The sequence below is a fragment of the Caulobacter sp. S45 genome, from assembly GCF_009765965.1.
Classification (GTDB): domain Bacteria; phylum Pseudomonadota; class Alphaproteobacteria; order Caulobacterales; family Caulobacteraceae; genus CAHJWH01.
In genome coordinates, this window is record NZ_LMUL01000014.1 from 2,412,248 (window position 1) to 2,433,243 (window position 20,996).

18 protein-coding genes are annotated in these 20,996 nt (G+C 67.4%); 14 read left to right on the top strand and 4 right to left on the bottom strand.

Annotated features, from left to right (window positions below):
• Positions 1-5: 5 nt before the first annotated feature.
• The 7 genes from GSQ87_RS18315 to GSQ87_RS18345 all read left to right on the top strand — a co-directional run bounded on the left by GSQ87_RS18315 (position 6) and on the right by GSQ87_RS18345 (position 7,090).
• Positions 6-1,496 (top strand): NADH-quinone oxidoreductase subunit M, encoded by a 1,491-nt coding sequence (locus GSQ87_RS18315; protein ID WP_158916912.1) that lies wholly within the window; start codon positions 6-8, stop codon positions 1,494-1,496.
• Positions 1,497-1,509: 13 nt separating this feature from the next.
• A complete protein-coding gene (gene nuoN, locus GSQ87_RS18320; RefSeq protein WP_158916914.1) occupies positions 1,510-2,943 on the top strand; it encodes an NADH-quinone oxidoreductase subunit NuoN in 1,434 nt (477 codons plus the stop codon).
• Positions 2,944-2,947: 4 nt separating this feature from the next.
• Entirely contained in the window at positions 2,948-3,742 is a 795-nt protein-coding gene (locus tag GSQ87_RS18325) for a biotin--[acetyl-CoA-carboxylase] ligase (protein ID WP_158916916.1), read from the top strand.
• The gene (locus GSQ87_RS18330; protein WP_254063170.1) at positions 3,739-4,521 is read left to right on the top strand and encodes a type III pantothenate kinase; all 783 of its coding nucleotides are present in this window, start codon (positions 3,739-3,741) and stop codon (positions 4,519-4,521) included. Before GSQ87_RS18325 ends, GSQ87_RS18330 begins: the two co-directional genes overlap by 4 nt.
• Positions 4,518-6,197: a ribonuclease J gene (locus GSQ87_RS18335; protein WP_158916920.1), complete on the top strand. Its 1,680-nt coding sequence runs from the start codon at positions 4,518-4,520 to the stop codon at positions 6,195-6,197. The genes GSQ87_RS18330 and GSQ87_RS18335 overlap by 4 nt, the downstream gene beginning before the upstream one ends.
• A gap of 166 nt (positions 6,198-6,363) precedes the next feature.
• Positions 6,364-6,786 (top strand): methylmalonyl-CoA epimerase, encoded by a 423-nt coding sequence (mce, locus tag GSQ87_RS18340; RefSeq protein WP_158916922.1) that lies wholly within the window; start codon positions 6,364-6,366, stop codon positions 6,784-6,786.
• Between the two features lie 46 nt (positions 6,787-6,832).
• Positions 6,833-7,090, top strand: coding sequence for a DUF1467 family protein (locus GSQ87_RS18345; protein ID WP_254063074.1), 258 nt, complete (start codon positions 6,833-6,835; stop codon positions 7,088-7,090).
• 186 nt (positions 7,091-7,276) lie between these two features.
• On the opposite strand, the gene GSQ87_RS18350 is transcribed toward GSQ87_RS18345, so the two are convergent.
• Positions 7,277-7,891, bottom strand: a complete 615-nt coding sequence (locus tag GSQ87_RS18350; protein ID WP_158916924.1) for a DUF6655 family protein — start codon at positions 7,889-7,891, stop codon at positions 7,277-7,279.
• A 418-nt stretch (positions 7,892-8,309) separates the two neighbouring features.
• Between GSQ87_RS18350 and proS the strand changes: the two genes are divergently transcribed.
• The 6 genes from proS (at position 8,310) to GSQ87_RS18380 (ending at position 14,756) form a co-directional block, all read left to right on the top strand.
• A complete protein-coding gene (gene proS / locus GSQ87_RS18355; protein ID WP_158916926.1) occupies positions 8,310-9,629 on the top strand; it encodes a proline--tRNA ligase in 1,320 nt (439 codons plus the stop codon).
• A 174-nt stretch (positions 9,630-9,803) separates the two neighbouring features.
• Complete coding sequence (locus tag GSQ87_RS18360; RefSeq protein WP_158916928.1) at positions 9,804-11,075, top strand: lipoprotein-releasing ABC transporter permease subunit; 1,272 nt, start codon at positions 9,804-9,806, stop codon at positions 11,073-11,075.
• Complete coding sequence (locus tag GSQ87_RS18365; RefSeq protein WP_158916930.1) at positions 11,068-11,763, top strand: ABC transporter ATP-binding protein; 696 nt, start codon at positions 11,068-11,070, stop codon at positions 11,761-11,763. The genes GSQ87_RS18360 and GSQ87_RS18365 overlap by 8 nt, the downstream gene beginning before the upstream one ends.
• Positions 11,764-11,820: 57 nt before the next feature.
• Entirely contained in the window at positions 11,821-12,369 is a 549-nt protein-coding gene (locus GSQ87_RS18370; protein ID WP_158916932.1) for an HdeD family acid-resistance protein, read from the top strand.
• 16 nt (positions 12,370-12,385) lie between these two features.
• Complete coding sequence (locus GSQ87_RS18375) at positions 12,386-13,600, top strand: family 1 glycosylhydrolase (protein ID WP_158916934.1); 1,215 nt, start codon at positions 12,386-12,388, stop codon at positions 13,598-13,600.
• A gap of 43 nt (positions 13,601-13,643) precedes the next feature.
• Positions 13,644-14,756 carry a beta-glucosidase gene (locus GSQ87_RS18380; RefSeq protein ID WP_158916936.1) on the top strand — a complete coding sequence of 371 codons (1,113 nt, stop codon included), beginning with the start codon at positions 13,644-13,646 and terminating at the stop codon, positions 14,754-14,756.
• A 34-nt stretch (positions 14,757-14,790) separates the two neighbouring features.
• On the opposite strand, the gene hmgA is transcribed toward GSQ87_RS18380, so the two are convergent.
• Together hmgA and GSQ87_RS18390 are read right to left on the bottom strand one after the other, a co-directional pair.
• Positions 14,791-16,116 carry a homogentisate 1,2-dioxygenase gene (gene hmgA, locus GSQ87_RS18385; RefSeq protein WP_216839474.1) on the bottom strand — a complete coding sequence of 442 codons (1,326 nt, stop codon included), beginning with the start codon at positions 16,114-16,116 and terminating at the stop codon, positions 14,791-14,793.
• A gap of 36 nt (positions 16,117-16,152) precedes the next feature.
• Positions 16,153-16,968, bottom strand: a complete 816-nt coding sequence (locus GSQ87_RS18390) for an IclR family transcriptional regulator (RefSeq protein WP_216839383.1) — start codon at positions 16,966-16,968, stop codon at positions 16,153-16,155.
• A 256-nt stretch (positions 16,969-17,224) separates the two neighbouring features.
• On the opposite strand from GSQ87_RS18390, the gene GSQ87_RS18395 reads away from it, so the two are divergent.
• A complete protein-coding gene (locus GSQ87_RS18395) occupies positions 17,225-18,619 on the top strand; it encodes a glycoside hydrolase family 47 protein (RefSeq protein WP_158916940.1) in 1,395 nt (464 codons plus the stop codon).
• A gap of 27 nt (positions 18,620-18,646) precedes the next feature.
• Here GSQ87_RS18395 and GSQ87_RS18400 read toward each other — a convergent pair whose 3' ends face one another.
• On the bottom strand, positions 18,647-20,992 hold the full coding sequence (locus GSQ87_RS18400) for a GH92 family glycosyl hydrolase (protein ID WP_158916942.1): 2,346 nt from the start codon (positions 20,990-20,992) through the stop codon (positions 18,647-18,649).
• Between the last annotated feature and the right edge of the window lie 4 nt (positions 20,993-20,996).

The following is a 20,996-nucleotide window of genomic DNA, read 5'->3' on the forward strand; positions in this document are numbered from 1 at the left end:
CTGCGATGACCGGTATTCTCAGCCTCGTCACCTTCGCGCCGATGGTCGGCGTGGTCGCCATCCTGGCGATGCGCCTGTTCGCGCCCAAGGCCGACGAAGCCGCGGTGGCCAACAGCTCGCGCTGGATCGCCATGGCGGTGACGCTCGCCACCTTCGCCCTGTCGATCCTGCCGATCCTGGCGTTCAAGCCCGCCCAGACCGGCATGCAGTTCGTCGAGGACCTCACCTGGTTCGCCGGCGTCCACTACCAGATGGGCGTGGACGGCATCTCGGTGCTGTTCGTGCTGCTGACCACGTTCCTGATGCCGCTGGCGATCCTGGCCAGCTGGAAGTCCATCGGCAATCGGGTGGCGGAATACATGATCTGCTTCCTGGTGCTGGAGACCCTGATGATCGGGGTGTTCTGCGCCATGGACCTGGTGCTGTTCTACGTCTTCTTCGAAGGCGGCCTGATCCCGATGTTCCTGATCATCGGCATCTGGGGCGGCAAGAACCGGGTGTATGCGGCCTACAAGTTCTTCCTCTACACCCTGGCCGGCTCGGTGCTGATGCTGGCGGCGATCCTGACCATGGCCGGTATCGCCCACACCACCTCGATCCCGGCCCTGACGGCCTACCACTTCGCGCCGGGCCTGCAGATCTGGCTGTGGCTGGCCTTCTTCGCCTCGTTCGCGGTCAAGATGCCGATGTGGCCGGTCCACACCTGGCTGCCCGACGCCCACGTGGAAGCGCCGACGGCGGGTTCGGTGATCCTGGCCGGCGTGCTGCTGAAGATGGGCGGCTACGGCTTCCTGCGTTTCAGCCTGCCGATGTTCCCCTACGCCTCGACCTATTTCACCCCGCTGATCTTCGCCATGTCGGCGATCGCCATCGTCTACACCTCGCTGGTCGCCTTCCGGCAGACCGACATGAAGAAGCTGATCGCCTATTCGTCGGTGGCGCACATGGGCTTCGTCACCATGGGCATCTTCTCGGGCAACCTGCAGGGCGTCCAGGGCGCGATCTTCCAGATGCTGTCGCACGGGGTGATCTCGGGCGCGCTGTTCCTGTGCGTGGGTGTGATCTACGACCGCATGCACACCCGCGAGATCGCCTTCTACGGCGGGCTGGTGAACCGGATGCCCTGGTATGCGGCGGTGTTCATGCTGTTCACCATGGGCAATGTCGGCCTGCCGGGCACGTCCGGCTTCGTCGGCGAGTTCCTGACCATGACCGGGGCCTACGGCGCCTCGACCACCACCGCCCTGTTCGCCGCCACCGGCGTGATCCTGTCGGCGGTCTATGCGCTGAGCCTGTATCGGCGCGTGGTGTTCGGCGAACTGGTCAATCCCAAGCTCGCCGCCATCACCGACCTGGATTGGCGCGAGGTGGTGATCTTCGCTCCGCTGATCTTCGGCGCCTTGGCGCTGGGCGTGTATCCGCATTTCATCACCGGCGTGACGCAGGCGTCGGTCAATCACCTGATCGACCTCTGGCGCGCCGGCGCCGGCGGGTGAGGGGACGTTACCCATGACCTTTGAAGGCGCGCTCTCCATCGCGCTCCCCGAACTGATCCTGTCCATCGGCGCCCTGGCGCTGCTGGCGCTGGGCGCGTTCCTCGGGAACAAGTCCACCCGCCTGATCGCCTCCGGCGCAGGCCTGGTGCTGGTCGTCGCAGCGGCGGCGGCCGTGCTCGGCCCGCGCGGCGCCGCCTTCCATGGCGGTTTCGTGCAGGACGCGGCCGCGGTCTATTCCAAGGTGGTGATCTATCTGATCAGCGCGGTGGGCATCCTGCTGGGCGAACCCTGGCTCAAGCGGGTCAAGAACAGCCGCTTCGAGTATCCGGTGTTGATCCTGCTGGCGGCGCTGGGCATGGGCATGATGGCCTCGGCCGGCGACCTGATCTCGTCCTATATCGGGGTAGAGCTGCAATCGCTGGCCCTCTACGTCATGGCCGCCTTCCAGCGCGACGATTCCAAGGCCTCCGAAGCCGGGCTGAAGTACTTCATCCTGGGCGCGCTCTCCTCGGGCATCCTGCTGTACGGCGCCTCGCTGATCTACGGGTTCGCGGGCTCCACGCGCTTCGTCGATATCTCCGCCGCCGTCCATGCGGGCGCGGGCACGGGGGTGATCTTCGGCGTGGTGTTCCTGATGTGCGGCATCGCCTTCAAGGCCTCCGCCGCGCCCTTCCACATGTGGACGCCCGACGTCTACGAGGGCGCGCCGACGCCGGTGGTCGCCTTTATGACCGCAGCGCCCAAGATGGCGGCCCTGGTGCTGTTCGCGCGGGTGCTGGAGAACGGCTTCCCCGGTGCTGTGAAGCAGTGGAGCCAGGTGCTGATCGCCATCGCCATCATCTCGATGGTCTGGGGCGCCTTCGCCGGCCTGGCGCAGAAGAACCTCAAGCGCCTGTGGGCCTATTCCTCGATCGCCAACGTCGGCTACGCCCTGGTCGGGCTGTCCACCGGCACGCAGGAAGGCGTGCAGTCGATGCTGGTGTTCATGACCCTGTACCTGATCGACGTCACCGGCTTCTTCGCCTGCCTCACCGCCCTCTCGCGCGACGGCCGGCCGATGGAGAAGTTCGAGGACATGGCGGGGCTGATGAAGGAGCGTCCGGGCATCGCGCTGTGCATGACCGCCTTCGCCCTGTCGGGCCTGGGCCTGCCGCCGTTTTCCGGCTTCTGGGGCAAGGTCTATGTGTTCAAGGCCGCGGCCGACGCCAACCTGGGGTGGCTGGCCGCGCTCGGCCTGCTGTCCAGCGTGGTGGCGGCCTTCTATTACCTGCGCCTGATCAAGACCATGTGGTTCGACCCGCCCGCCGGGCGCACCGACGCGGCGCCGATGGATGCGCGGGGCGTGGCGTTCGCGGCGGCGGCCTTCTCCTTCCCCGTGGTGCTGCCGGCCCTGGCCCTGCTCGACCCGTTGTCCCGCGCCGCCGCGTCCGCCTTCGGCTTGAACTGAGATCATGGCCCTCGCGGCCACGACCCGGGAGATCGGGACGGCGACGGATACGCCTGTCCTGCATTTCGACGAACTCGACTCCACCAACGCCGAGGCGCGCCGTTGCGCCGAGGTTGGCGAGATTGGCCCGCTGTGGATCACCGCGCGTCGCCAGACCGCCGGCCGAGGCCGTCGTGGGCGCATCTGGGAGACCGGCGCGGGCAACCTCGCCGCCACCCTGCTGACCGTCGTGGACAAACCGCCCGCCGAGGCCGCCGAGATCGCCTTCGTCGCCGCGCTGGCGGTGCGGGACCTGGCCGTGCTGCAGGTCCCCGAGGCGCTGGTGCGGCTGAAGTGGCCCAACGACGTGCTGGTCGGCGACTGCAAGGTCAGCGGCGTGCTGATCGAGTCCGGCAAGCGCGGGGACGGGCGCCTGTGGCTGGCGGTCGGCGTCGGAGTGAACCTGGCCTCGCCGCCCGAGGCGTCTGAACGCCCCGCCACCAGCTTCAAGGACCACTTGCGCGCCGACATCGCCGCGCCCCTGTCGCCGGATGCGGCGCTCGGTGAACTGTCCCGCGCCTTCGCCCGCTGGCTTGAGGTCTGGACACACTACGGGTTCGAGCCGATCCGCGACGCCTGGACCGCCGCCGCCGACATGGGCCGCGCCTGTATCGCCCGGCTGGACCGCGAGACCGTCGAGGGCGTGGCCGAGGCGCTGGAGGCGGACGGCGCCCTGCGTCTACGGCTGGCCGATGGTTCGGCGCGGCGGATCACGGCGGGCGACGTGTTCTTCCCGGACGTCATTGGGGAGCCGCGCTGATGCTGCTGGCGATCGAGCAGGGCAACACCAACACCACCTTCGCCCTGCACGACGGCGAGACGTGGATCGCCCAATGGCGCACCGCCACCGAGATGGCGCGCACCGCCGACGAATACGCGGTCTGGCTGCACCAACTCCTGGCGATGCAGAAGATGGAGATGTCGGCGGTCGACGACTGCGTGATCTCCAGCGTGGTCCCGCAGTCGATCTTCAACATCAAGAACCTGGCCCGGCGCTATCTCAAGGTCGAGCCCCTGGTGGTGGGCGAGAACGCCGAACTGGGCATCGACATCCGCATCGAGAAGCCGGCCGAGGCCGGCGCCGACCGTCTGGTCAACGCCATCGGCGGCTTCACCGCCTATGGCGGCCCGCTGATCCTGATCGACAGCGGCACGGCCACCACCTTCGACGTGGTGGGCCCGGACGGCGGGTTCGAGGGCGGGCTGATCGCGCCCGGCATCAACCTGTCCATGCAGGCGCTGCACACCGCCGCCGCCCGTCTGCCCCGCGTCGCTATCGCCAAGCCCGCACACGTCATCGGACGTGGTACGGTGGAGGCCATGCAGTCCGGGGTGTTCTGGGGCTATGTCGCCCTGATCGAGGGACTGGTGGATAGAATTCGCGCCGAATACGGCAAGCCCATGCGCACCGTCGCCACCGGCGGCGTCGCCTCGCTGTTCGAGGGCGCAACCGACAAGATCGATACATTCGATCCCGAACTTACCCTGCGGGGACTACTGGAAATCGTACGCCGTAACGGCAACATAAGGACTAGATGAAGAAAACTGAAAACGACGAACTCGTCTTCCTGCCGCTTGGCGGGTCGAACGAGATCGGCATGAACCTGAACCTATACGGTTTCGGCCCTCCGCACGCGCGCAAGTGGATCGTGGTCGATCTCGGCGTCACCTTCGGCGACCAGACCACGCCCGGCGTGGAGATCATCACGCCCGACCCGGCCTATCTGGAGACGATCGCCGAGGACGTGCTGGCTATCGTGCTGACCCACGCGCACGAGGACCATATCGGCGCCATCGGCTGGCTGTGGCCGCGGATCAAGGCGCCGGTCTACGCCACGCCCTTCACCGCCTTCCTGGTGCGCGAGAAGCTGCGCGACAAGAACCTGCTGGACCAGGTGTCGATCACCGAGGTGCCGCTGTCGGGCAATATCCAGATCGGGCCCTTCGACATCACCCTGATCACCCTGACCCACTCGATTCCCGAGCCCAACGGCATGGCGATCAAGACGCCCCTGGGCACCATCCTGCACACCGGCGACTGGAAGATCGACCCGGACCCGATCCTGGGCGCGCCCACCGATATCGACGCGCTGCGCAAGCTCGGCGACGAGGGCGTGCTGGCCATGGTCTGCGACAGCACCAACGTGTTCGTCGACGGGTCGGCAGGCTCGGAAGCCGATGTCCGCATCGCGCTGGACCACCTGATCGGCACGCTCAAGGGCAAGGTGGCCGTGGGCTGCTTCGCGTCGAACGTGGCGCGCATGGACAGCGTGATCCGCGCGGCCGAGGCCAATGGCCGCCGGGTTTGCCTGCTGGGCCGCTCGATGCACCGGATGTCGGCGGCCGCCCGCTCGGTCGGCTTCCTGAAGGACCTGAAGCCGTTCGTGGACGACCGCGACGCTGGCGGCGTTCCGGCCGATCAGATCCTGTTCCTCTGCACCGGCAGCCAGGGCGAGGCGCGCGCCGCGCTCTCGCGCATCGCCGAGGGTTCGCACCCGCATATCAAGCTGGGGCAGGGCGACAGCGTGCTGTTCTCCTCGCGCATCATCCCGGGCAATGACATCCCGATCCGCAACCTGCAGAACAAGCTGTCGGACCGGGGCGTGCGCATCTACACCGACCGCGACCATCCCGGCATCCACGTCTCCGGCCACCCGTGCCGCGACGAGCTGGCGCAGATGTACCAGTGGGCGCGCCCGACCATCGCCATCCCGACCCACGGCGAGCGTCGCCACCTGATCGAGCACATGGCCTTCGCCCGCGACTTGCAGGTGCCCCAGGCCCTGGCCCCTCGCAACGGCGACATGGTTCGCTTGGCGCCGGGTCCGGCCATGATCATCGACGAGGTGCCAGCCGGTCGCCTGTTCCTGGACGGCGGCGTGCTGACCCCGGAGAACAGCGATCCCCTGCGCGAGCGTCGCCACGCGGCGACCAACGGCGTGCTGATGGTCGCCGTTACGCTGGACCGCAAGAACAAGCTGGCCGCCGACGCCGAAGTGCGCGCCATCGGCCTGCCGGGCGATGACGACTACCCGCTGAAAGAGGCGCTGGACGACCTGGCCGAGGACGCCGAGGAGGCGGTCGAGGAATTGAGCGCCGAGCAGCGCGCCGACGACACCGCGGTGCGCAAGGCCGTGGCGCGGGCGCTCAAGCGCGCCTCGCAACGGATCTGGGAGCGGCGGCCGGTGGTGGAGACCCTGGTCACGCGGCTGTAGCTTTTCCTTCTCCCCTTGCGGGAGAAGGAGGGGACCCACTTCGTGGGGAGGATGAGGGGTCTCACTGACCCGTCCGGATAGCGTCCGTCGACCCCTCACCCTCCCATTGCTGCGCATCGGGCCCCACCCTCTCCCGCAAGGGGAGAGGGAAAGGTGGAGAAGGACTATGATCGGCAAACTGAACCACGTCGGCGTGGCCACTCCCTCGATCGACGAAGCGGCCAAGATGTATCGCGACCTCTTCGGCGCGACCGACATCACGGCCAAGAGGGCGCTCCCGGAACAGGGCGTGTGGGTCGCGTTCGTCAATCTGCCCAACGCCCAGATCGAGTTGATCGAGCCCTACGGCGAAGCGTCCCCGATCCACGCCTTCCTGGCCAAGAACCCCAAGGGCGGGCAGCACCACGTCTGCTTCGAGGTGCCCGACATCCTGCGGGCGCGCGATGAGATGCGGGCCAAGGGCGCGACCGTGTTGGGGACGGGTGAGCCGCGCATGGGCGCCCATGGCGTGCCGGTGATCTTCCTGCATCCCAAGGACGCGGGCGGGGTGCTGGTCGAGCTGATGCAAGAGCCGGGCGGGGGGCATTGAGGTTCATGACCATCTTGACGCCTCTATCCGGGCGCGTGACAGGCCAATGACGATGGGACCGGTCTGGACGCTTTCGATCTATTTCGTGGTCTGGTGGATCAGTCTGTTCGCCATCCTGCCGCTCGGCATCCGCAATCACGAGGAAACCGGCGTACGGTTGCCGCAGGGCGCCGACCCCGGCTCGCCGGTCAATCCGAACCTTAAGCGCAAAGCCCTGACCACCACCTGGGTCGCCGCGATCATCACCGCCCTGATCTGGATCGTGGTGCAGTTCAACCTGATCCCGATCCCCCAACTGCCCTGAGTTTGCGGTCATTCCGGTCGTAGCGGCGCACTGCGACGGGACCGCTGCGTGCTTCGAGACGCGCTACGCGCTCCTCAGGATGACGAATGTGTTTTTTATTCAATACGTTTCGTCATCCTGAGGAGCCCCGAAGGGGCGTCTCGAAGGACGCAGTACACCCACACCCAACGCTAAGACAGACAAGGACTACGGCTGTGTGGGCGGAGCGTCGTGCGGCGCTTCCAGCCGTTTGCCGCGGGTGATGAAGGTCAGATAGCGCTTCTGGACCAGCCTGCGCTCGCCTGAGACCGGGCCGGCGAAGGCGATGGGCGCGCCGCTCGCGCTGTCATAGGCGAAGGCGGAGAACTCCGCGACGCCGATGCGGCGGTTGGACGAATAGAACGAGATTTCCGGGATCGGAAAGGCGGTTATGGTGCCAGGGATCGGCAGGGTCTCCGCCGGCAGACCGAACACGACGTCCTTCTGGTCGATCGACAGCGCGCCGAGGCGCAGCTCCACCGTAACCTTGGAAGATTTCTTGTCCGGCGCCAGCGTCATGCCGTGGCGCATGAAGGCGGCGTCTATGGCCCCGATCGCGTAGTCGGCGCTGTCGCCCTTGAAGTGACTGACGTCGAGGAAAACCGGGGAGCGGGCGGAAAGGGCGGTCGCCAGCTTGTCGGCGGCGATCTCGGCGGCGTGGCTCGTCAGCAGCAGCTCGGTGGCGGCGTGGGCGGGCTGGGTCTCGCGGTAGGTGACGCACCCCGACACCAGCGGTGCGATCAGCGCGCCGGCGGCCGCTACGATGACGAGTCTGCGAGGCATGGGCGATCCTTGTGACGGCGCGCCTTGGATGGCGCGGGGGCGTAGGCGGGGTTTTCCGAAGGCGGATGGAATTGGACGGCTCGGATTTCGCACCTGCGAAGGGGCGATTTCTCAAGAACTCCGAAGCGGGCGGTATTGATCCTGCCCGTTCCCGCGGCGGGAATTCCCCCACGCGCCCGCAAAATAGGCGTGTCCGGTTTTCCGGCCTGTCCCGCTCGCTCGCCCGGCGACGCGTGGCGCAAGCGGGGGCAGGATGGTTATCGACAACTGTGATGGTTGTCGTTCGAGTGGCCCGATCGACTTAATAGCCGCGCGTTCATCCGCGCGGCTTTTTTTTCGCCACAGCTTTCCCTTTGCATGCTTGGCGTTGCGACCGTTAGAAGGTCGGCTCTCGATTCCACTCGCCCCAAGGGTCCCAATGCGCCTGTCGCGCTACTTCCTGCCCGTTCTGAAGGAGACCCCTTCCGAGGCGCAGATCGTTTCCCACCGTCTGATGCTGCGCGCCGGCATGATCCGCCAGGAGGCCGCCGGCATCTACGCCTGGCTGCCGCTGGGCCTGCGGGTGCTGAAGAAGATCGAGCAGATCGTGCGCGAGGAGATGGACCGCGCGGGCGCCATCGAACTGCTAATGCCCACGCTCCAGCTTGCCGACCTGTGGCGGGAGTCTGGGCGCTACGACGACTACGGCCAGGAGATGCTGCGCATCACCGACCGGCACGAGCGCGAGCTGCTCTACGGGCCGACCAACGAGGAGATGATCACCGAGATATTCCGCGCCTCGGTGCGCTCCTACAAGGATCTGCCCAAGAACCTCTACCATGTGCAATGGAAGTTCCGCGACGAGCAGCGACCTCGCTTCGGGGTGATGCGCGGGCGCGAGTTCCTGATGAAGGACGCCTATTCCTTCGACGTGGACGAAGAGGCTGGGCGCGCCAGCTACAACCGCATGTTCGTGGCCTACCTGCGCACCTTCTCGCGCATGGGGCTGACAGCGATCCCGATGCGGGCCGAGACCGGACCCATCGGCGGCGACCTGTCCCACGAGTTCATCGTCCTGGCCGAGACCGGCGAGAGCGCGGTGTTCTGCGACAAGGCGGTGCTCGACCTGCCGATCCCGCCCGAGGACGTCGATTATCGCGGCGACCTGACCCCGATCATCGACCAGTGGACCACCCCCTACGCCGCCACCGAGGACGTCCACGACGCCGAACGGTTCGAGCGCGACACCCCGGAAGAGCGCCGTATCTCCACGCGGGGGATCGAGGTGGGGCAGGTGTTCTTCTTCGGCGACAAGTACTCCAAGCCGATGCGCGCGGTGGTGGCCGGTCCCGACCAGGTCGAGCGGCCGGTGCAGATGGGCTCCTACGGGGTGGGCGTCTCGCGCCTGCTGGGGGCGATCATCGAGGCCAGCCACGACGAGGCCGGCATCGTCTGGCCCGATGCGGTCGCCCCCTTCGGCGTCGCCATCGTCAATCTGCGCCCCTCAGACGCCGAGGTGAACGGCGCCTGCGAGCAGGCCTATGCGGCGCTGACGGCGGCCGGCAAGGAACCGCTGATGGACGACAGCGACGAGCGGCCGGGCGGCAAGTTCGCCACCATGGACCTGATCGGCCTGCCCTGGCAGTTGATCATCGGGCCCAAGGGTCTGAAGGACGGCGTGGTCGAGCTGAAGCGCCGCGCCACCGGTGAGCGCCAGACCCTGCCATTGGCCGACGCCCTGAAGGCGTTGGGGGCGTGAGGGGGCCGAGCACTTCCCTCCCCCTCGAAGGGGGAGGGGCAGGGGTGGGGGTGTGGCCGCTCCGGCTTCCAGAAATGCCGATGAGGCCGCGCCGCCTCAATCGCCCTTCGCCAGGACGGTCTGCGCTCACCCCCATCCCCGCCCTTCCCCCTTCGAGGGGGAAGGGAGGCCACCATGTCTGACGTCCGTCCCTTCGGCTTGTGGGAACGCATCCTGGCGGTCCGCTATCTGCGGGCCAAGCGCAAGGAGGGCGGGGTCACGCTGGTGTCGTGGATCTCCTTCATCGGCATCCTGCTGGCGGTGGCCACGCTGATCATCGTCATGAGCGTGATGAACGGTTTCCGCACCGAGTTGATCGGGCGGATGATCGGCTTCAACGGCGACGCCTACGTCAACGGGCCCGCCATCAACGGCGCCAACCGTGAGCCCCTGCTGCAGCGCATCCGCGCCCTGCCGGGCGTGACCCAGGCCCTGCCGGTGCTCGAGGCCCAGGCGCTGGTGGTCGGTCCCGAGCAGGTCAGCGGCGCCTATGTGCGGGGAATCACGCCCGCCGACCTGAACGCCACCCGCATCATCGCCACCAACATCAAGGACGGCTCGCTGAAGGGCTTCGGCGAGGGCGAGGACGGCGGCGACATCATCGTGGTCGGTTCGGGCCTGGCCCAGGCGGCGGGCGTGCACGTCGGCGACAGCCTGACCCTGATGTCGCCCAATGGGCCGAGCACCGCCTTCGGCTCCACGCCCCAACGCAAGGCGTACACGGTGGGGGCCATCTTCACCGTGGGCATGAGCGCCTACGACTCCAGCTTCGTCTACATGCCGCTGTCCCAGGCGCAGCTGTTCTTCGGGCGCGATGCGAGCGTGGACATGGTCCAGGTCGATCTGGCCAACGCCGACAACATCGATCACATGCGCTCGCTGATCACCCACGCCGCCGGGCCCGCCGCGATTGTCACCGACTGGCGCGACCGCAACCACAGCTTCTTCACCGCCCTGCAGGTCGAGCGCAGCGTCATGCGACTGATCCTGATGCTGATCGTGGGCATCGCGGTGATGAACATCATCTCGGGCCTGGTCATGCTGGTGAAGAACAAGGGACGCGACATCGCCATCCTGCGCACCATGGGCGCCAGCCAGGGCTCGGTGCTGCGGGTCTTCTTCATGTGCGGGGCGATGATCGGTGCGTCGGCCACCTTCGCCGGCCTGCTCATCGGCGCGCTGTTCTGCACCTTCATCGACCAGATCCAGACGGCGCTGGAGGCGATCACCCACACCACCCTGTTCGGCTCGGACGTCTACTTCCTCTCTAAGATCCCCGCTCGGATCGAGTGGAGCGAGGTGGCCATCGTGGTGGCCTGGTCGCTGCTGATGAGCTTCGTCGCCACCCTGCCGCCGGCCTGGCGGGCGTCGCGCCTCGATCCGGTGGAGGCGCTGCGTTATGAGTGACGCCCCCGTCCTGTCCCTGCGCGGCGTCCAGCGCACCTACGTCACCGGCGCCGGCCGCGACCTGGTCGTGCTCCGGGGGGTGGACCTGGACGTGCGGCCGGGCGAGATCGTCGGCCTGATCGGGCCGTCGGGATCGGGCAAGTCCAGCTTGCTTCACGCCGCGGGCCTGCTGGAGCATCCGACCGCCGGCCAGGTGTCGGTGGCCGGTGTCGACTGCACCAAGCTGAACGACAACGCCCGCTCCAAGCTCAGGCTCGACACCATCGGCTTCGTCTACCAGTTCCACCACCTGCTGGCCGAGTTCAGCGCGCTGGACAACGTGGCCCTGCCGCAGATGATCCAGGGCGCCAAGCGTCCCGCCGCTCGCGAGCGGGCCAAGGGGCTGCTGGCCCAGCTTGGACTGGCCGATCGGATCGAGCATCAGCCTGGCCAGCTCTCCGGTGGCGAACAGCAGCGCGTGGCTATCGCCCGCGCACTGGCCAACAAGCCGCGCCTGCTGCTGGCCGACGAGCCCACCGGGAACCTGGACCCCGCCACCTCCGGCGCGGTGTTCCAGAGCCTGTTCGACCTGGCTCGCATCCAGGGCATCGCGGCCCTGATCGCCACCCACAACATGCAGCTCGCCAGTTTCATGGACCGAGTGTTCGCGCTGCAGGACGGCCGGTTGGTGGAACAGGGCCGGACGTAGGCGTATCGGCGTTGAACGCATCGCCACCTTGGCCGTTAGCAACGGTAGGAGGCTCCAATGCATACAACCCGATCGACATTGCTGACGGCCGAGGCCGTTCTGCTCATCGTGCTCGGGGTGGCCGCCCTGATCCTACCGGTGACGGCGGGCCTCGCCCTATCGCTGGTGCTGGGAATCATCTTGGTGCTCAGCGGCGGATTCGGCCTGGTCTCGGCGTTCGGGAGCGGTTCGCGTCATCCCAGGGGCTGGAGCCTGTTGTCGGCGATCGTCGCCCTGCTGGTGGGGATCGTAATCCTGGTCAACCCATTCGCCGGCGCGGTCGCCCTGACCGTCCTGCTCGGCCTGTATCTGCTGATCGACGGCGTGGCCATCATCGGCATCGCGCTGAGCCACCGCCGCCGGATGACGGCACGGTGGAGCTGGTTGCTGGCGTCCGGCGTGCTCGACCTGGTGTTGGCCGTGGTGCTGATCTTCATGAATGCGATCGGTTCGGCCGTGCTGATCGGCATCGTCGTCGGGATTGACCTGATCGCGGCCGGTATCGCCTTGCTGATGTTCCATCGCATGGGCTCGGGACCGATCAGCTCCAGTTCCGCCCTGCTCTGAAGCCTATAAGGACGTCATGACCGGCTTCGTCTTCGCCACCGGGGTCGAGAACAGCGCGCCCATCGTCGCCGGCGGCAAGCGGCTCGACGAGTATGAACTGTGCGGCCACTACGCCCGCTGGCGCGAGGACTTCGACGCGGTGCAGGAGCTGGGCCTGGGCTTCCTGCGCTACGGCCCGCAACTGTTCTCTACCTTTGTCGGCGAGGGCCGCTACGACTGGGCCTTCGCCGACGAGACGCTGAACGATCTGCGGCGGCGTGGGATCACTCCCATCGCCGACCTCTGCCACTTCGGCGTGCCGGACTGGATCGGCGATTTCCAAAACCCCGACTTCCCGCGCCTGTTCGAGGGCTACGCCCGCGCCTTCGCCCGGCGCTATCCCTGGGTGCAGATGTTCACTCCGGTGAACGAGATGTACATCTGCGCCAAGTTCTCGGCCCTGACCGGCTGGTGGAACGAACGGCTGACCGGCGACCGCAGCTTCGTCACCGCACTGAAGCACATCGTCAAGGCCAACATCCTGGCCATGCAGGCTATCCTGGAGACGCGTCCGGACGCCATGTTCGTGCAGAGCGAGTCCTCGGAGCACTATCACGCCGCCCTGCCGGGCGCGCAGGCCCGCGCCGCTTTCCACAACGCCCACCGCTACCTGTCGCTGGACCTGAACTACGGCCACCCGGTCGACGCCAACATGTACGAGTACCTGCTCGACAATGGCATGACGCGCGAGGAGTACGGTTTCTTCCAGCACAACACGACCCGGGCGCGCTGTATCCTGGGCAACGACTATTACCCGTCCTCCGAGCAGTGGGTGTTCCCCGACGGCCGGGTCGAGGGCGGCGGCGAGGTGCTGGGCTACGGCGAGATCACCCGCCAGTATTTCAACCGCTATCGCATCCCGGTGATGCACACCGAGACCAACGTGGCCCAGGGTCCGCACGGCGACGAGGGCGTGCATTGGCTGCGCAAGGAGTTCGCCAACGTGCTGCGGGTGCGCGAGGTCGGGGTGCCGATCATCGGCTTCACCTGGTACTCGATCACCGACCAGGTCGACTGGGACAACATGCTGCGCGAGGTGCGAGGGACGGTGAACCCGCTCGGCCTCTACGACCTGGACCGAAATATCCGCCCGGTCGGTCGCGCCTATAAGGAACTGGTCGCCGCCTGGAAGGACCTGACCCCGGTGCGGAGCGGGGTGCTGACCTTGCCCGTGACCCCGCTTCATTCCTGACCCATCTCCGGGGGCCCGAGCGCCTCGTTATCCGAAAGCACCCATGATCGCCCCATCCCCCTTCGCCAGCTTCTTTATGGCCGGCTTCGAGTGCTCGACCCAGAAGCGGCGCGACGGGCGCAGGCTCGACCTGATCGTCTCCACCCAGCACGATGTGCGGGTCGAGGCGGACTACCGCGCCTGCGCCGAGATGGGGATGAAGACCATCCGCGACGGCCTGCGCTGGCACCTGATCGAGCGGGCGCCGGGGGTCTACGACTGGTCGAGCTGGCGGCCGATGCTGCGCGCGGCCAAGGCTGCGGGCGTGCAGGTGATCTGGGACATCTGCCATTACGGCTGGCCGAACTTCATCGACATCTGGTCGGATCGTTTCGTCGAGCGGTTCGCCTTCTTCGCCGAGTCCGCCGCCCGCGTGTTCGCCGAGGAGATGGACGGGGCGGCGCCGGTCTGGTGCCCGATCAACGAGATCAGTTTCTTCACCTGGTCGGCGGGCGACGTCGGCTATTTCTTCCCCGCCGAAAAGGGACGCGGGCCGGAGCTGAAGCGCCAGCTGGTGCGCGCCGCCATCGCCGGGGCTGAAGCCTGTCTCAAGGTGGACGAGCGCGCCCGCTTCGTCTGGTGCGAGCCGCTGATCAAGGTCGAGCGCACCGAGCCGCACCTCAACGACGCCGCCGACGCGCACCACAACAGCCAATTCGAAGCCTTCGACATGATCGCCGGGCGGCGCGACGAGGACCTGGGCGGCCGGCCCGAGCTGCTCGATATCGTCGGCCTGAACTACTATCCGCATAACCAGTGGTACTTCGCCGGCCCGACCATCCCCATGGGCCACCACGCCTATACCGACATGCAGGAATTGCTGACGGTAGTGCACGCCCGCTACGGCCGCCCGATGATCATCTCGGAAACCGGGGCGGAGCGGAACGCGCGCGCGCCCTGGTTCCATTATGTCTGCGAGGAGGTCCGCGCGGCGATGGCGGCCGGCGCGCCGATCCAGGGGATCTGCATGTATCCGGTGCTGGCCTATCCCGGCTGGGACAACGACCGCCACTGCGACGTCGGCCTGTTCCGCACGCCCGAAGGTGGGGGCGAGCGCACGGTGTATGAGCCGCTGGCGCGCGAGATTCTGCGGCAGGCGGCCGAGTTCGGGGCTTAAGACCTCTCCCCTTGTGGGAGAAGGAGAGCCACCCTTACCGCCGCGTCGGATCGAACCGCTTCTCCAGGCCCTTCCAGCAATCGACGTATCCCTGCTGCAACTCGGATAATTCGGCGGCGTAGCGAGTGACGCGCTGGGGCAGGCGGGTCTCGAACATGAAGGCCATGGTGTTCTCCAGCTTGCGCGGTTCGAGCTTGGCGTTGCTGGCGCCCTCGAACGCCTCCGCGTCCGGGCCGTGGGGCAGCATGGCGTTGTGCAGGCTGAAGCCGCCGGGGGTGAAGCCCTGGGGCTTGGCGTCGTAGGCGCCGTAGATCAGCCCCATGAACTCGCTCATGATGTTCATGTGATACCAGGGCGGGCGGAAGGTGTTCTCCGCCACCGCCCAGCGATCCGGGAAGATCACGAAGTCCAGGTTGGCCGTGCCGGGCGTTTCCGATCCCGAGGTCAGGGTGGTGAAGATCGACGGGTCGGCGTGGTCGAACAACAGCGGCCCCACCGGTGAGAACCGCCGCAGGTCGTACTTGTAGGGCGCGTAGTTGCCGTGCCACGCCACCACGTCCAGCGGCGAATGCTCCAGCTCCGTCACCCACAGCGCGCCGCCCCATTTCACATACATGGCGGTCTTGGCGTCGACGTCCTCGTAGGCGGCGACCGGGGTGTGGAAGTCGCGCGGATTGGCCAGGCAGTTGGCGCCGATGGGGCCGCGCTCGGGCAGGGTCAGGGCCGCACCGTAGTTCTCGCAGAGATAGCCGCGCGCGGGTCCCCCGATCAGCTCGACCCGGAACTTGACCCCGCGCGGGACCACGGCGATCTCGCCGGGCGAGACTTCGACGATGCCGAACTCGGTGCGCAGGCGCAGCGCACCCTCCTGGGGCACGAACAGCATCTCGCCGTCGCCGTTGTAGAAGCACTCATCCGTCATCGATCGGGTGATGAAATAGAGGTGCGCGGCCATGCCGTTGCGGCTGTCCGCATCGCCGGCGGTGGTGATGGTGCGTACGCCCTCGAGGAACGAGACGCTCTCGCTCGGCATCGGGATTGGGCTCCAGCGCATGGGGGCGATGGGCGTGTCGTGCTCGTGGCAAGGCGCGGTGCGCCACAGGCCGATGTCGGCCTTGGTGAAGCGGCCCCAGTGCTTCACCGTTGGGCGGATGCGGTAGAGCCAGGAGCGTTCGTTGGTGGCGCGGGGCGCGGTGAACGGTGAGCCGCTGAGTTGTTCGGCGTACAGGCCATAGGCGCAGCGCTGGGGCGAGTTGCGACCGACCGGCAGGGCGCCGGGCAGGGCCTCGGTCTCGAACCCGTTGCCGAAGCCGGACATGTAGCCCTTGGCGGCGACGGTGGTGTCCAGCGGCGTGGTCATGTCCATGAGCGTATCTCCCTGTCGTTGTTGGCGCGGTCAGGTCCGCGCTGTGTCGAGAAGCATGGGTGCGGGCGCGCCGAGTTCGGCGCTCATGGCGGTGGCGCAATCCGCCAGGGCCGCTGCGAGCGGGCCGTCCAGGCGTGCGTCGAAGCTGGTGTTGGGGCCGAGCGTCGCGATCACGCCGGAAACCCCGCCGCCGAAGCCGAACACTGGCGCGGCCAGGGCGTCGACGCCGGGAACCACCAGGCCGTGCACGCTGGCCAGGCTGGTGGTGCGCACCCCGTCGAGGCGGGCCGCGAGCGGGGAGGCGGGAGCTTCGAGCTGGTCCTTCAGGTCGTGCAGTTCGTCGAACACGGCGCTGGCGGTGTCGACGCTGTCGAGGAAGGCGGCGAACACCAGCCCTGTCGCCGAGCCCAGCAGGGGCAGCACCGAGCCGATCCGCGTCACCACCGTCACCGCGCCGGGCGCCTCGCGCACCAGCACCACGGTCGGGCCGTGATTGGCCCACACCGCCAGCAGGCAGGTCTGGCCGATATGGTTGCGGAGCGCGCCCAGGTGTTTGGCGGCGATCTCGGTGATGTCCAGCCGGCCCAGCGCGGTCAGCCCGATGGAGAGCATCTCCGCGCCCAGGCGATAGCGCCCGCTCAGCGGTTCCTGTTCGGCTAGGCCGCTGGCGATCAGGGATTGCAGATAACGGTGGGCCTTGGCGGGCGGCATCGAGACGGTCTCGGCCAGTCGCGACAGCGAGGCGGAGGGCGCCAGCCGCGCCAGGGCCTTGAGGATGTCCGCTCCCGTCTCGGCCGACTGCACGCGTTGGCGGCGGTTCGGCGCTATGTCTTCCACGATCGCCATGGGTAGATTTTACGCTATCCGTAATTTTGTGGTCAACTGCGTAATTCTGGGACGTGAAATGCGTCCTTCGAGACGCCCTTTTGGGGCTCCTCAGCATGACGGACGTGAGTGGGTTCGAAAGATTTCCGCCTTCCCAACTTCGTCATGTTGAGGAGCGCGCAGCGCGTCTCGAAGCACGCAGCGCCTATCCGCTAGGACCTTCTGTCGGTTGCCCGCAGCCTGCTATAGCCGCTGCCTGGTATCCGAGAGGCCGCCCATGCCGTTCGCCCGCGCCTTGCATCGCCGCACCTTCCTGTACACGGCCGCCGCCGGCGGGCTGCTCGCCACCTCAGCCTACGCTGCGCCTGACGAGACGGACTGGAAAAAGCTTGCCGAAGACGTGAAGGCCGAGATGGCCTGGTCGTGGGCGCAATATGTCGAGCACGCCTTCGGCCATGACCAGATCCGGCCGGTCAGCGGTACGCCGCAGTCCTTCTTCTTCCCCGAACACAGGCTGGGCCTGTCGATTGTGGAGGCGCTGGACACCCTGTGGGTCATGGGCCTGGACGCTCAGTTCGAGCAGGGGGTGAACTGGTGCGTCGCTAACCTGCGCTTCGACATCGACGGCGATATCCAGCTGTTCGAGACCTCGATCCGGCTGGTCGGCGGGTTGCTGTCAGCCCACCACGCCAGCGGCGACCGGCGGTTGCTGGCCCTGGCCCACGACCTGGCCGAGCGGCTGTCGCCGGCCTTCACCAAGTCGCCGACGGGGATGCCATACCGCTTCGTCAACCTGCGCACGGGCGCGGTGCGCGATCCGATGACCAATCCGGCCGAGGTTGGCAGCTACCTGCCCGAATGGGGGACGCTGAGCCGGCTGACTGGCGATAAGCGCTTCTACGACCTGCCCAAGGCCGCGACCAAGGCGATGTTCGACCGCCGCTCGCACCTCGATCTGCTGGCCGACGCCATCCATGCTGAAACGGGTAAGTGGATGAGCCGCCGCGCCACCATCGGGCCGCCTTCGGACTCCTATTACGAGTACCTGTGGGACGGTTGGCAGCTGTTCGGGGATGCGGACTCCAAGCGCTGCTACGATGTCTGCACCACCGCCATCCTCAAGCACCAGCAGGACGTGCGCGACGGTCGGCTATGGTTCGCGGCGGTGGATTTCGAGACCGGCGCGCGGCTAGACCACCACCAGACCGAGTTGGACGCCTTCTATGGCGGGTTGCTGGGGCAGGGCGGGGCGATGCGCGAGGGCCGTGCCTATACGCTGTCCTGGTCGGCGGTGCAGGACCAGTTTGGGGTGATCCCGGAGGGCTTCGACTACGCCACGTTCAAGCCGACTGCGCCCAGCAACGCGCTGCGGCCGGAACTGGCGGACGCGGCGTTCAACCTGTGGCTCCTGGACAAGGACCCGCTGTGGCGGCGCATCGGTCGGACGCACTTCCTGAACATGAAGGCGTCGAGCCGATCCCGCTACGGCTATTCCGGGCTGAAGGACGTCACCGCCACGCCCAAGACCAAGGACGACTCGTGTCCCGGCTACTGGTGGTCGGAGCAGATGAAGTACTACTACCTGCTGTTCTCCGACACGCCCCGGTTCGATTACGCCAAGAACTACCTGTCGACGGAAGGCAACGTGCTGCTGGGCTTTCGGCGTCTGTAATCCCTCCCCCGTTCGAGGGGAGGGAGTTTAGTAGGCCGTCATCGAGAACGGCCGCTCCCCGGCGCCCGTCGCCCAGGTCTTGTTCGGCGTCGCCTGCATGACGAAGCGCAGTTCGCCCCCGGCCATGATCTCGTCGTGGCGGATGAAGCTGCGGGTCAGCGGCCGGCCGTTCAGGATCACGCGCCCGACATAGGGGTGGGCGTCCGACAGGCCCTCGGTCGTCACCGTGAACCGCTTGCCGTTGGGCAGGGCGAGCGAAGCCCGCTCCACGAACGGGCGGCCGATCACGTACTCGTTGGAGGCCGGGGCCACGGGATAGAAGCCCAGCGCGGTGAAGATCATCCAGGCCGACATCTGGCCCAGGTCGTCGTTGCCGACCAGGCCATCTGGGGTGGGGCGGTACTGGCTGTCGACGATCTGCTTCAGCCGCTCCTGGGTGCGCCAGGGCTGGCCAGCATAGGCGTAGAGATAGGCCAGGTGGTGGCTGGGTTCGTTGCCATGGACGTACTGGCCGATCATCCCGGCCATGTCCTCGACATTGGCGTACTGCTTCAGGTCGACCTTGGCCTCGAACATGGCGTCGAGCTTGCCGACCAGCTTGCCGTCGCCGCCCAGCTCGTGGATCAACCCGCCGATGTCCTGGGGCTCGTACCAGGAGTACTGCCAGGAATTGCCCTCGGTGAAGCCGCTCTCAGCGCCCGCCTGGGCCGGATCGAACGCGGCGCGGAAGCTGCCGTCGGCCAGGCGCGGGCGCACGAAGCCGACCTTGGGATCGAACACCTTGCGCCAGTTCTGCGCGCGCGCCTCGAAGGTCCTGGCCACCTCCTCGCGGCCCATGGCCTTGGCCATCCGCGCGATGGTCCAGTCGTCGAAGGCGTATTCCACCGTCTTGGAGGCGGCCTCGCCGTCGTTGTCCACCGGCACGTAGCCGAGCTTCATGTAGTCGCCGAGATGGCCATAGGGGGCGTAGGTGGCGGTGGCGACCATGGCGTCCAGCGCCTTGTCGGCGTCGAAGCCCCTGATGCCCTTCAAGTAGGCGTCTGCGATCTCGGGTACGGCGTGGTAGCCGATCATGCACCAGCCCTCGATGCCCTGGAACTGCCAGATCGGCAGCATGCCGAACGGGCTCTCCTGCTGGGACATCACCAGCGAGTTGACCACGTCGGCGGTGCGCCCCTCCGGCTCGATCAGGGTCATCAACGGCTGTTCGGCGCGATAGGTGTCCCACAGCGAGAAGGTCGAGACGAAGTCGAAGCCCTTGGCCTGGTGCACCTCGTTGTCCGGCCCGCGATAGCGGCCGTCCACGTCCATCGACAGGCTGGGCGCCATCAGCGCGTGGTAGAGCGAGGTGTAGAGGGTCTTGCGCATCGGCGCGGGGGCTTGGATGTCGACGGCGGCCAGGGCGTGCTCCCAGGCGGCGCGGGCCTCGCTGCGGGCCTTGTCGAAGTCGAAGCCCGGAGCCTCGGCGTCGAGATTGGCGACAGCGCCCGCCTCGCTGACCGACGAGATCGCCACCTTCACCGTCAGCGGCCCGGACAGGGCGCCGAAGTCGAACACACCGACCAGTCCACGCCCTTCGACCGCCTGGGTGTCGGCGGGGCTGTCACCGGGGGTCTTGAAGCCCTTGTAGTCGATGGGCGTCTCGCGGTCGTACAGCTCGTGCCCGGCCAGCGGGGCGGAGAAGCGCATGGCGAAGTAGAGCTGTCGTCCGGGCGCCCAGCCGCGCGTCTCGCGAAAGCCCGTGATCGTCCCGTCCGCGCGGATGCGGATGCGCGACCAGAGCGTCTTGCCCGGATAGTTGTAGATGCTCTGGCGCAGGTCGAGCAGCAGGTGGGCGGCCTTGCCCGCTGGGAAGGTGTAGCGGTGCAGGCCCGCGCGTGGGGTGGCCGTCAGCTCCGCCCGCACGCCGTAGTCCGACAACGTCACGGCGTAGTAGCCGGGCTCGGCCTTCTCGGTGTCGTGGCTGAAGCGCGAGCGGTAGCCGGAGCCAGGCTGGGCCTCGTCGCCGGGTTCGAGCTTCACGTCGCCCGCGATCGGCATGACCAGCATGTCGCCGAGGTCCGAATGGCCCGCCCCTGAGAAGTGGGTGTGGGAGAAGCCCTGGATGGTCTTGTCGTCGTAGCGATAGCCGGCGGCGTGGGCGTAGGAATGGTGGAAGTCGCCGATCCAGGTGTCGGGGCTGAGCTGCACCATGCCGAACGGGACCGTTGCGCCTGGATAGGTGTGACCGTCCGGTCCCGTGCCGATGAAGGGGTCGACGGCGCTGTAGGCGCTGGTCTGGGACCAGGCCGGGCCTGTGGCGGCGAGAGCGGCGACGGCCGAGCCGAGGGCCAGCGCGGCGCGGAGGCCCGTCCGGCGGTTACGCGATGTCATGTGA